The organism is Microbacterium arborescens, from assembly GCF_049707515.1.
GTDB classification, from domain to species: domain Bacteria; phylum Actinomycetota; class Actinomycetes; order Actinomycetales; family Microbacteriaceae; genus Microbacterium; species Microbacterium arborescens_B.
On record NZ_JBNAFI010000002.1, the window covers coordinates 1 to 11,256 of the forward strand.

Below are 11,256 nucleotides of genomic sequence, written 5' to 3' on the forward strand. Positions count from 1 at the left end.
CGAAATCGCTGCGGCATAATCAAACCCAGCTGACCGCACGGTGTCGAGAAACTCCACCACTCAGCGGGACGTCACCGCTCGTGATGCAGATGATCGGCAGATTGTCTCGTGGGAGACTCAACGGCTCGCATCACTTAGGTGCGTTCGTCGCAGCCACACGGCGATGTTAGAGCCCATCACCGGCGCCGTCTCCCATAAACCCGATCGGCTGCGGTATCTCAGCAGAGCCTCTACGTTCGTGTTGTGAGCACAGCTGAAACTGGCGATGGCCACACGACCGCACTTGATGCGTGGCCGGTAGGCAGCGCCCCTAAAGGTTCTCTTCCGTGTCGGGCTTGTTCGTTGACGCTGTGATCGTCGAGCTGGCGGTAACCGTCCAACTGAGCCCGTAATCCGTCGGTGGTGGGGGCTGACATGGGTGGGTGCAGGCTTGCTGGCAGCGGGTCTCCTTCCCGTCCTCGCGGTGTCACATCGTCGCCCTCAGCGCGGGTCGGTGAAGGCCGAGTAACAAACGAGGAGAGAGGTGGCGCCGCGCCGCCCCTCTCCTCGTTCGCTGGGTTAGTGCGAGGTAGTCGCGGTCATCTGTCCTGGTACTCAATGCAGTAGTCGGCGCCAAGCTCGTCTCGTAGAGACTGTGCTAGAGCCCGACCGCGAGCCTCCCACTGTTGCCGCTCGTGCGATGTGGCGAACGCGTACTTCGTCCGAGCGATGTCCTGGAAGTCCTCGTTCCAGGATCGCAACCCCTCAACAAGTTCATCCGACAGCGGAAGCGACGCAGGGTCCACATCGGTTGGTGCCTCACCTGGTGTTCTTTCCCAGAGCGGGTGGGCGAAGTACTCGGCAGCGAGCCGCAACGTTCGAGTCACTTGTCCAGCTCTCCTTCGCCTAGTAATTCGCCATCGTCACAGCACATTCGTGCCGGGGCACTGCGAGGAGCTCGGAAAAGCGGTGATAATCCGTTGTGCTGTCGTTCCGAGGGCTGTGCGAGGCGTGGAGATGTAGGTGAGGTTGCCGTTCCGGTACAGGTAGACCTCGCGGGAGTAGCAGTAGGTCTGGCGCCCGCTGTCGTAGCTCACCTTGTCGGGGTCGTAGAGGTTCCACGAGATGGACCACGAAGCCATATCACGCCAGTTGATGCCAGTCGGTGCTGCCATCGTCTCCCAGTCCGTGATGTGGTTCTTCAGGATGTGTCGATAGCCGTAGCCCTCGGTGCCGCAACGAATTGCGGCCACACTTCCGGTCATCTGCGGTTGGGCACGGAGCCGTGTGTACTCCTTGACCAGCTTGCTTTCTCCGTCGAAGAGCCCACACGGAGCCCAGTTGGATGCCGGAGGGCTATTCGGCGGGACTGCTAGAGGCAGTACCTGACCATCCTGCGACGGTGCTGCCAATGCTGCCTCCTCTTCTGGAGAGAGACGCTCGGCGCTGAAGGTCCACACGTCGCCGTTCTCATCTACAGGGAGCGTCACGACGGGCGGAGGTGTTTCAGCGACGGCAGCGCCCTGAGGCGTGTCTGCGCTGTCATCTGCGACGTCTGCCGCCACTGCGGCAGGTGCGGCCAGGAACGATGCGGTTAGCGCGAAGGCTCCGATCACGATCGCGAGTGAGCGGGTACGGGATATCGAGCGAGCGACGGTTTGCATTGAAGCATCCTTCGAAGAGTTCGGTGTCCGGTTTCGTTCCATGAAACGGCGACAGGAGAGATCGATCAAGCGTTGTGAGAGAGACCTCATTGATCAGAGGCGCCGGTGGTGGACGATCTACGGGGTCGTTGACAGCATCACTTCATCCACCGCGACACCATCCGCGACTCGATCGCACAGTCCTCATCAACCCGCTGACACGCCGCTCGCAGCATGGCCAGATTGTCGCCAGCGCACAAGCACAGTCCGGCCTGCGGTAGCAGGTGGCCGGTTCCCTAATGCTGCAACACGTAGAAAGTGTCGCGTGGCTTTTCAGGGGCCGGAGGAGGTGCGCGAAGCCGTGGACATGTTCAACGCAGAGATGGTCCGTCTTTCACTTGATCCGTCATACCTGGAAGGACATCAGGCGAGTCACTCGAACGGCAGGCGCTCGCACGGACGGCTGCGCTGACGACGCGTACGGCGAGATGTCCACTCTCCTCGGAAACGCCAGTCGAGGTCATCGATCTCAGCGACGCGCTCCCGGATGGCGGCATCGACTAGTGCTTCCGTGAGTGGTTGTGGCCCCACTCCGAGGGCTCTGTGGATGGCCGTGAACGTCATGCGGCAAGGCTACGGGTCGTTTTGGCGCCGTCGTGCGCGACTACGGGTGTAACTCCACAGGAGTTCTCGATTGCTGACAAGGATGGCTTCGAACGACTCGCTTCCCCCGAGATATCGAGTCCATGGCCAGTCGCTTCTCCTACCACCGTCGTGCCTCAATGACTCCTCTGCGAAGGGCGCGTGCGGACCGCCCCTTCCAGCGACGCTCGCCAACGTATTCGCCCTCTGCTGAGGGATAGCCCTGGCCGTTCGCGCGCAGTTGGCGTTGGACGAGACCGATCCGATACTCCTGGCCGTGAGAGGCGGCAGCAAAGTCGGCGTCTAGACGGATGTAGTCGTTGAAAAAGGGGCGCAGGTCCGCCAGCAGGAGATGGCTCATTGGGTTGAGCCATCGCTGCTCCTGCCATCTCGGCATGGCATTGACCTAGTCTTTGTCCAGCACCCGAAATGCGTGGAGGAGATGGCCGGCGGGCGTCGGATCTCCAGTGCCCATATGTGGGCGTCCTTCAACCTCCGTGGCGAGTCGCAGAAAGAGCGTCTAACTACCGCGCGCTGCGGCGACGGTCGCAATGGCCGACAGCATGAAAAATGCAGGGATCAACCGCCTGATGGGCAGCCAGCTGCGTGAGTCGGCCTAGCGGGGGTGGTACGAGTGTCGATTCATTCGAGTACCCGTGTACAGGGCCTACAGATGAAACCCCTGGCGGTTCCCAGGGGTTTTGTCGTATTCGATGTGATGGCCGGCGCGGCGCGGGGAGGGCTGTGTCGGTCAATGTGTCGCAGGGTCATCGCATTGGCCGGTCACAGACCCGCCGAGGTGCACTTTTGAGACGGCGGGCAGTAGCCCTCGGAGCCTGGCAGTCTTCCGGGCGGCATGACGAGCCAGGTTCGCGTGTTTCTACAGCCGGGTGACTCGGGACTCGACGATCGCGTCTACGCGTCGGATCCAGTCGCCGCCGTTCGAGTGACACCACGCGACGGCATCACTCGCCCACAGCAGCGGATGCTCGTGCGGCGCGACATGTCGATACTGCTCCTCAACGAGTGCGCCAAGGGGCAGTGGTCGCGCCTCCTTGCGGAAGGTCACTCATCCACCGTAAGCGGGGCAACGGACCGACTCCGGAAGGATCGTGGAGTGCACGCCGTGATGCGTAGTCGACGGCGGCTCGTCGGGACGAAGTGGCGCCCGGGGCCCCTCCAGAGCCCCGGGCGCAGGTCGGGCGCGAGACGAGGACCTAGCTCGCGGCCGAGGTGTCGAGCAGGCCCGCCCTGCTCCCCACCAGCGCTGGATCGCACCCGACGTGATGATCATGCCGCCCGTGGCAGCAGGCGGATGTCGGTCGGATCCTGGTCGCCGGCGACGAAAACAGCCGGTCTGCCGCTGAAAGAGCCGCCCGATCCCGATGTGCGAGAGGTCGCTGCGTGCCGATTTTGCCCACTCGATTTCATCCGATCGGATGAAGCGCGAGGATGCCGCCGGCGACGGAGGCGCCACCAGCGACAGCGAAAGCGCCCCGGCATCCGAGGATGCGGGGCGCTTCACGATCCGGGGGAGACCGTCGACCTGCTGACTCCGACGCTACGGGGCCTCGGCTGGTCCGTCGAGTCGGCACTTCGGGGGACAAGACCCCCCGGGCGGGGCGGCGGCGGGGTCAGCGACGGTGGAACGGGCAGCCTCGGCCGGAACCCTCCGCGCGGACCCGGCCGCCGGAATCCTCGGCGCGGACCCGGCCGCCGGAACCCTCGGCGCGGACCCGGCCGCCGGACGCGGGCTTGGTCGGGAGGCGGCGCAGGTCCACCTCGAGCCCTTCTCCGAGGATGGTGACTTCCGGGTGGCTGAGCGCCGTGACCGCGGTGGCGAGACCGGCGATGGCGAGCTTCTCGCCCGGGCACCGGTGGCCCGTCGCGACATCCGCGCCGCCGTGGGGGATGAAGGCGGGCAGAGCCTCGTAGTCATCGACGCCGACGAATCGCTCGGGATCGAACGCGGTCGCGCGTTCCCACGAGCTCTCGTCGAGGTTGGTGCCGAGGATGTCGAGCACGACACGGCCGCCGGCTGCGACGCGCTGCCCGTCGAGCTCGATGTCGGCGATGGCGCGCCCCGGCAGCACGGGGACGAAAGGTGCGGTGCGCCGGATCTCCTGCGCGAAGGCGACGGCGAGGGGTCCGCCATCGAGCGTGCCGCGCTCCGACGCCTCTGCCGCGATGCGCCCACGCCACTCCGGGCGGTCGTGCAGCTCCTTCGCGGCGAACGCGACGAAGCGTGCGACCGCGATCATCGGGCGCATGCTGTTCTGCAGCTCGATGCCGGCGAGGCGGGCGGACAGCAGCACCCCGGCGCGATCGCGATGCCAGGCCCATTCGTGCAAGGCCGTCCCCGGTTCCGGACCGAGATCGCCGTCACGCACCGCCTCGATGAGGTGCTGGGCGTGGCGGTCCGACCACCGGCGGTTCAGCCAGGCGAGCGCGTACTCCGGCGAGTAGGGCACGCCGAAGCCGTCCACGATCTGGGCCAGACGCGCCGCCCAGCGAGTCTTGGCGTCCGGCGTTCCGGGCAGGCCGGCCCACTGCATGATGGCCCGCCCGAACGCGCCGACCGCTGCGTCGTAGGCGGATCGCGTGCCTCCCGCGAGCCATTCGTCGAGCTCGCTCTGCCACTGCGCGGCGAGGAGCGGGCGCAGCCGCTCGACCTGCTCGTCTTCGTAGGCGACGTCGAGGAACGTGGCCTTGCGGTGCCGGTGGTCGTCGCCGTCGAGACTGTGCACCGAGCCGTGTCCGAAAAGCGTCTCCTGCACGATTCCCGGCATCGCACCGTGGCGGCGCACCCGGTCCTCGTCGTAGAAGACCTCGACGCCTTCGGCTCCGCGTACGAGGATGGTCGGGTCTCCGAGCAGGCCCATCGGCGCCGAACGCGCGCCGGCGCGGACGCGCCTCCAGATGCGTTCCCCGAAGCCGTATCCGCGCAGCAACAGCTGGGGCGAGTCGTCGGTCAGCGTGCGGGCAGCGGCGGTGAGCGACGACGTCATGCGACAACGCTCGCACGTCGCCACGGGCGCGCGCAGGGGGAGGCGGATGCGGATGACGTGTGCTAGCCGGCAGCTCCGCCAGGGGCGCTGCGAAGCGGCCCGACCGTGGCCCGTAAGGGTGTCCGATACCTCCCACTCGAGCCTGTCGCAAGTGCCTCGACGGATCGATCGACGGCACGCATCGTGTAGGCATGTCCAACGCATTCAACGACGACCTCGCCCGCCCCGCCGCTGCCGAGGATGCCGGCATCCAGCCGTTGCGCGACGGCGATGCGACCAGCGTGGCCGACCCCGACCTCGACCCGGCCCAGCGCGAATGGGATCGCACCGACGCCGTCGATGAGGCACTCGACGCCGGCGTCGATCCGGCAGAGATCGACATCGCGACCGCGACGAGCGACGACCCCGCGCACATCCCCTCGGACGACGACCAGATCCCCGCCGAGGACCTGCCGACGGACTCCGCGCAGCCCGAGACCCAGGGAGACGACCCCCTCATCGCCGAGCTCGGCGAGGACGGCGAGGGCGACATCAGCGACGAGGGCATGTGACCGCTGGTATCGAGTCGTATGCCCCGATCGGAGACGGCCGCACTGTCGCGCTGATCGGACTCGACGGAAGCGTCGACTGGCTGCCACTGCCCGACCTCACCTCGACCCCCGTCTTCGCGCGGCTGCTCGATCGCGACGCGGGCGGATGCCTGGAGCTGGCGCCCACCGACGAGTTCGAGACGACGCGCCGCTACATCCCCGACACGAACGTCCTCGAGACGACCTTCACCACGGCGGACGGATCGGTGAAGGTGACCGATGCGATGGTGTCGGGAGTCGCCGGACGGATGCCGTGGGCTGAGCTCGCGCGCCGCATCGACGGACTCGAGGGCACCGTGCCGATGGCGTGGCGCATCCACCCGGGGACGTCGCTCAACACGGCCGCCCCGTGGATCGAACGGACTCAGCACGGCGACATCATCCGCAGCGGCAAGACGGCGCTCGTCGTCGTCGGCTTCGAGCACGGACCGAACGAACCCGACCCCGACGGCACGAGCGGCCCGCGGCTGACCGGATCGTTCACCACTGCGCCGGGATCGCGTCACCTCATCGCGCTGGCCGCCACCCACGACGAGCCTCTGCATCTTCCCGACCCGCGCAACGTCGACGTCGGCATCGACCGCACGATCGAGAACTGGCGGCACTGGTCGGAGGTGTTCTCCTACGAGGGTCCCTGGGAGGAGCGCATCCAGCGCAGCGCCCTCGCCCTCAAGCTCCTGATCTTCAGCCCGACCGGCGCGATCGCCGCCGCAGCGACGACGTCGCTGCCGGAGAACCCCGAGGGCGGGAAGAACTGGGATTACCGCTACGCCTGGGTGCGCGATCTCGCGTACACGGCTCACGCCCTCGTCCGTTTCGGCCTGCGGGAAGAGACGCACGCGGCGCTGTCATGGATGCTGCGGACGATCCGTGAGCACGGCCCCGAGCTTCACGTCATGTACACGCTCGATGGCGAGCTCGTGCCCGACGCGCGTGAGTACCCCGTGCCCGGCTGGCAGGGCATCGGACCCGTCGTCACCGGCAACCCGGCGCGCGAACAGCTGCAGCTCGGTGTCTACGGCGACCTCATGGCGATCTGCCGCACCTACGTCGACGCCGGGAACGTCCTCGACATCGGAACCGCGCGTCTGCTCGCAGGCATGGCCGACCGGACGTGCGATCTGTGGCGCAACCCCGATTCGGGGATGTGGGAGCTGCCCGAGCAGCGGCACTACACGTCGTCGAAGATGGGCTGCTGGAAGGCCCTCGACGACGCCGTCGCGCTCGCCGAGAGCGGCGCGATACCGGGCAGTTCCGATCGGTGGAAGGCCGAGCGCGAGCGCATCCGGCTCTGGATCGACGAGAACTGCTGGTCGGAGGAGCGCTCGGCGTTCGTCTTCTACGCGGGAAGCGACGAGCTCGACGCGTCCGTGCTGCTGCACGCGCCCACCGGCTTCGACCGCGGCGAGCGGATGTCGACCACGATCGACGCTCTGACCGCCGAGCTGGGCGCCGGCCCGCTGATGTACCGCTACAGCGGTGTCTCCGATGAGGAGAAGACCTTCGTCGCCTGCGCGTTCTGGCGCGCCGAGGCGCTCGCCTGCGTCGGGCGGCACGACGAGGCGCTCGACCTCGTCGACCAGCTGGTCGCCCACGCGAACGACGTCGGCATCTACGCCGAGATGATCGACGCGACCGACGGCACCGCCTGGGGCAACACTCCGCAGGCGCTCAGCCACCTCGCGTTCCTCGCGACGGTGCTGACCATCCGCGACGTCGTCCCCGAGGAGGCCCTCCGTGGCAGGTGAGGTCGGAGTCTTCCGCGACACCGGAGCGGTGCTCGTGGAGAGCATCTGGTGGGATGAGCGCACCGACGAGGTCGTGTGGGTCGACATCAGCGCGGGCCTGCTGCACCGCGGGCCACTCGACGGGGCCGCCGACGGCAGCGACGACCGCGTCGTCGAGCTGCCGCCGCCGCTGTCTGCCGTGCAGCCCGCTCCGGGCGGCGGGTACGTCGCGGCATTGAAGGACCGGGTCGTGCTGCTCGACGCCGACGGCCGCATCGAGCGCGAGCTCGCGACGCTCCGCCACCGTCATGACGGGATGCGCCTGAACGAAGGCAAGGTCGACCCGTTCGGCCGCTTCATCGTCGGGGCTATGGAGCTGACGAGCGACGATCCGGACGCGACCGTGTGGTCGGTGGGCCTCGACGGCGAGGTCCGGGTGCTCGGCGGTGGGTACGGCGTCGTGAACGGCATGGAATGGTCCGGCGACGGTCGCATCATGTACATCACCGACACCGCCACCTCGACGGTGTACCGCGCCTCGTACGGCCCCGCGGGAGAGCTCGGCGAGCTCGAACCGTTCCTCGTCGGCCGCTCGAGCGACGGCCTCGTCCTCGCCTCCGACGGCTCGTTCTTCAACGGTATGTACGGCGAGGGGGCGGTCGTCCGCTGGGATGCCGACGGCGACATCACCGACGAGTTCGCGACGCCGGTCCCGAACATCACGTCCGTGGCCTTCGTCGGCCCCGACCTCGACATCCTGCTCGTCGGATCGGCGAGAGAGAACCTCACGGAGGAACAGCTGCAGCGGCATCCGCTGTCGGGCGGCATCCTCCGGCTCGAGCCGGGATCCACCGGCCGCGGCATCCACACGTTCGGGTCCCCGTCGATCCCCTGATCGAAGGACCCGTCCGACGACCACCCCCAGGAAGACCGATGGAAGGAGACACCATGTCCCGCGACCAATACACCTTCGTCAACCCCGCCGAGCTCTACTCGGCCATCGAGCCCGAGAAGCAGCACATGGACGAGCCCGGCCTCGACGCCGACCTCACGCCCAAGGCAGATCTCGGCGAGGAGAGCTACCGCGGCTCCGGTCGCCTCACCGGCCGGAAGGCGCTCATCACCGGTGGCGACTCCGGTATCGGCGCGGCCACCGCGATCGCCTTCGCCCGGGAGGGCGCCGACGTCGCGATCTCGTACCTGCCCGAGGAGGAGGAGGACGCGCAGCGCATCGCCGGCATCCTCAAGGATGCGGGTGTGACCGTGGCCCAGCTGCCGGGCGACCTGCGCGACCCGGAGTACTGCCGTTCGCTCGTCGCCGACGCCGTGTCGGCCCTCGGCGGCATCGACATCCTCGTCAACAACGGCGGGAAGCAGATCTTCCAGGAGTCCCTGGCCGACGTGACCGACGAGCAATTCGACGACACCTTCAAGACGAACGTCTACGCGATGTTCTGGATCACCAAGGCCGCGCTGCCCCACCTTCCGGCCGGTGCCTCGATCATCAACACGACCTCGATCCAGGCGTACTCGCCGTCGGAGACCCTCGTGGATTACGCCTCGACGAAGGCGACGATCAACACCTTCACGAAGGCTCTCGCGCAGCAGCTCGCACCGCAGGGCATCCGCGTGAACGCCGTGGCACCCGGCCCGATCTGGACGCCGCTGCAGCCCAGCGACGGCCAGCCGCAGGAGAAGATCGACAGCTTCGGCGAGGAGACCCCGCTCGGACGCATGGGACAGCCCGCCGAGCTCGCTCCGGCCTACGTCTTCCTGGCGTCGGCCGAGTCGAGCTACGTGGCGGGGGAGACCCTCAACGTCAACGGTGGCATGCCCACGCCGTGACGCGTGACGCGTGACAGCGAAAGCGCCGGCGGTCTCGATCGTCGGCGCTTTCGTCGGGGGTACTGGTTGTGCACAACTGAGTTGTGTACAGTCGAACCATGGAACCGACGCAGCACATGGTGTGCTTCTCGCTGTACGCGGCGTCCCGCGCGACGACGAAGGCGTACGCGGCTCTGCTCGAGCCGCACGGCCTGACGTATCCGCAGTACCTCGTGCTCGTCCTGCTCTGGAACCGGGACGAGCGGAGCGTCCGCGACCTCGGCGAAGCCCTCGACCTCGACTCCGGCACCCTGTCGCCGCTGCTTCGGCGGATGACCCGAGACGGTCTCGTCGAGCGAACTCGTGACAGTGCCGACGAGCGACTGGTGACCGTCTCGCTCACTGCCCGCGGCCGCGAGCTGCGATCGGAGCTCGCGCACGTTCCCGCCTGCATCGCAGAGGGGATGGGCGTCACCGTCGACGGTGCGCGCCAGCTGATCACCGCTCTCACCGACCTCGCCGACGGGATGCGCGACACCGCCGCCGACGTGCGCGCGGCCTCCCGCGTCCCCGGGACCACCCCTGAGAAGACCACCCCCGAGAAGAAGGAGGAGCACGCATGAGCGCTCTCTACACCGCTGAAGCACTCTCGACCGGCGCCGGCCGCAACGGCCACGTCCGCAGCACGGACGGCCGCGTCGACCTCGACATGGCCATTCCGAAGGAGATGGGCGGGTCGGGCAACGGCTCGAACCCCGAGCAGCTGTTCGCGGCCGGATACGCCGCCTGCTTCCACTCCGCGCTCCAGATGGTGGCGCGGTCGAAGAAGGTCGACGTGACCGACTCCGCCGTCGGCGGCCAGGTGCAGATCCACCCGACGGAGGCCGGCGGCTTCTCGCTCTCGGTCGTGCTCGAGGTCGTGCTGCCCGGCGTCGAGCGCGAGGTCGCGCAGGAGCTCGCCGACGCCGCGCACCAGGTGTGCCCCTACTCGAACGCCACGCGCGGCAACATCCCCGTCGAGATCACGGTCTCGGAGGACTGAACCGTCGTCCCCGCGTCGTGTGCTCAGATGCGCACGACGCGGGGACGGTGGCGCACCTCCCGGTGCAGCCGCTCCATCTTCGCGTCGAGCTCGGATGCCGTCTGCGCGGCGTCCTTGAGCTCCACCAGCAGCTCAGCCGGAACGTTCGCGGCGTACTTGTAATAGATCTTGTGCTCGAGGCTCGCCCAGAAATCCATCGCGATGGTGCGGAACTGCACCTCGACGGGAACGGTGATGCGTCCCGTCGACAGGAAGACGGGCACCTCGACGATCGCGTGCAGGCTCTTGTACCCGTTGGGCTTGGGCTCGGCGATGTAGTCCTTGACGGTACGCACCTCGATGTCGTCCTGAGCCGTCAGCAGGTCGAACAGGCGGTAGGCGTCCTGCGTGAAGCTGCACGTGACCCGAACGCCGGCGATATCGGTGATGTGCTCGCGTATCGAGGGGAAATCGGGTTCCACGCCCTTTCGGACGACCTTCTCCACGATGCCGTCGGGTGACTTCAGCCGGCTCGACAGGTGCTCGATCGGGTTGTAGTCGTGCAGCTGCTGGAACTCGTCTCGCAGGATCTGCAGCTTCGTCTCGATCTCCTGCATCCCGAAGCGGTACTCGAGCAGGAAGTGCTGGAACTCGTCGCGCAGGCTGCGCAGCTCGTGCGGTGAGAAGTTCTGCAGACCGTCGGTGATCGAGAGCGGGGGCACGGAGCTGCCGGGCGTCATGGAATCGACGGTACCGAGGCGGCATCGGCGCGGGCTGTGAGGATCGACGGTCGTTCGCCGGAGGCGCAACCCCCGAACCGGT

At 67.5% G+C, this 11,256-nt stretch carries 10 protein-coding genes; 6 read left to right on the plus strand and 4 right to left on the minus strand.

Features of this window, described 5'->3' with window-relative positions; all coding sequences use genetic code 11:
* Positions 1–902: 902 nt before the first annotated feature.
* The 3 genes from ACPYN5_RS03960 to ACPYN5_RS03970 form a co-directional block, all read right to left on the minus strand.
* Positions 903–1,643, minus strand: coding sequence for a hypothetical protein (locus tag ACPYN5_RS03960; RefSeq protein ID WP_424447690.1), 741 nt, complete (start codon positions 1,641–1,643; stop codon positions 903–905).
* 1,501 nt (positions 1,644–3,144) lie between these two features.
* Entirely contained in the window at positions 3,145–3,333 is a 189-nt protein-coding gene (locus ACPYN5_RS03965) for a hypothetical protein (RefSeq protein WP_424447691.1), read from the minus strand.
* 565 nt (positions 3,334–3,898) lie between these two features.
* Positions 3,899–5,272, minus strand: a complete 1,374-nt coding sequence (locus tag ACPYN5_RS03970; RefSeq protein WP_424447692.1) for a cytochrome P450 — start codon at positions 5,270–5,272, stop codon at positions 3,899–3,901.
* Positions 5,273–5,463: 191 nt separating this feature from the next.
* Here ACPYN5_RS03970 and ACPYN5_RS03975 point away from each other — a divergent pair, with 191 nt between their 5' ends.
* From ACPYN5_RS03975 to ACPYN5_RS04000, 6 genes are all read left to right on the plus strand, one after another.
* Positions 5,464–5,823 carry a sugar ABC transporter ATPase gene (locus tag ACPYN5_RS03975; protein WP_424447693.1) on the plus strand — a complete coding sequence of 120 codons (360 nt, stop codon included), beginning with the start codon at positions 5,464–5,466 and terminating at the stop codon, positions 5,821–5,823.
* Positions 5,820–7,610, plus strand: a complete 1,791-nt coding sequence (locus ACPYN5_RS03980; protein WP_424447694.1) for a glycoside hydrolase family 15 protein — start codon at positions 5,820–5,822, stop codon at positions 7,608–7,610. Before ACPYN5_RS03975 ends, ACPYN5_RS03980 begins: the two co-directional genes overlap by 4 nt.
* Positions 7,600–8,484, plus strand: a complete 885-nt coding sequence (locus tag ACPYN5_RS03985; RefSeq protein WP_424447695.1) for an SMP-30/gluconolactonase/LRE family protein — start codon at positions 7,600–7,602, stop codon at positions 8,482–8,484. The genes ACPYN5_RS03980 and ACPYN5_RS03985 overlap by 11 nt, the downstream gene beginning before the upstream one ends.
* 53 nt (positions 8,485–8,537) lie before the next feature.
* Entirely contained in the window at positions 8,538–9,434 is an 897-nt protein-coding gene (locus tag ACPYN5_RS03990; protein ID WP_424447696.1) for an SDR family oxidoreductase, read from the plus strand.
* Between the two features lie 98 nt (positions 9,435–9,532).
* Complete coding sequence (locus ACPYN5_RS03995) at positions 9,533–10,036, plus strand: MarR family winged helix-turn-helix transcriptional regulator (protein ID WP_424447697.1); 504 nt, start codon at positions 9,533–9,535, stop codon at positions 10,034–10,036.
* Positions 10,033–10,455 carry an organic hydroperoxide resistance protein gene (locus ACPYN5_RS04000; protein WP_424447698.1) on the plus strand — a complete coding sequence of 141 codons (423 nt, stop codon included), beginning with the start codon at positions 10,033–10,035 and terminating at the stop codon, positions 10,453–10,455. The genes ACPYN5_RS03995 and ACPYN5_RS04000 overlap by 4 nt, the downstream gene beginning before the upstream one ends.
* Before the next feature lie 23 nt (positions 10,456–10,478).
* Here ACPYN5_RS04000 and ACPYN5_RS04005 read toward each other — a convergent pair whose 3' ends face one another.
* Positions 10,479–11,174 carry a GTP pyrophosphokinase gene (locus tag ACPYN5_RS04005; protein WP_424447699.1) on the minus strand — a complete coding sequence of 232 codons (696 nt, stop codon included), beginning with the start codon at positions 11,172–11,174 and terminating at the stop codon, positions 10,479–10,481.
* Positions 11,175–11,256: the final 82 nt, after the last annotated feature.

Excerpts from the sequence above, each read along its gene's own strand:
- ACPYN5_RS03960 (WP_424447690.1), bottom strand. The coding sequence starts at position 1,643 with ATGCAAACCGTCGCTCGCTCGATATCCCGTACCCGCTCACTCGCGATC.
- ACPYN5_RS03970 (WP_424447692.1), bottom strand. The coding sequence starts at position 5,272 with ATGACGTCGTCGCTCACCGCCGCTGCCCGCACGCTGACCGACGACTCG.
- ACPYN5_RS03975 (WP_424447693.1), top strand. The coding sequence starts at position 5,464 with ATGTCCAACGCATTCAACGACGACCTCGCCCGCCCCGCCGCTGCCGAG.
- ACPYN5_RS03990 (WP_424447696.1), top strand. The coding sequence starts at position 8,538 with ATGTCCCGCGACCAATACACCTTCGTCAACCCCGCCGAGCTCTACTCG.
- ACPYN5_RS03995 (WP_424447697.1), top strand. The coding sequence starts at position 9,533 with ATGGAACCGACGCAGCACATGGTGTGCTTCTCGCTGTACGCGGCGTCC.
- ACPYN5_RS04000 (WP_424447698.1), top strand. The coding sequence starts at position 10,033 with ATGAGCGCTCTCTACACCGCTGAAGCACTCTCGACCGGCGCCGGCCGC.
- ACPYN5_RS04005 (WP_424447699.1), bottom strand. The coding sequence starts at position 11,174 with ATGACGCCCGGCAGCTCCGTGCCCCCGCTCTCGATCACCGACGGTCTG.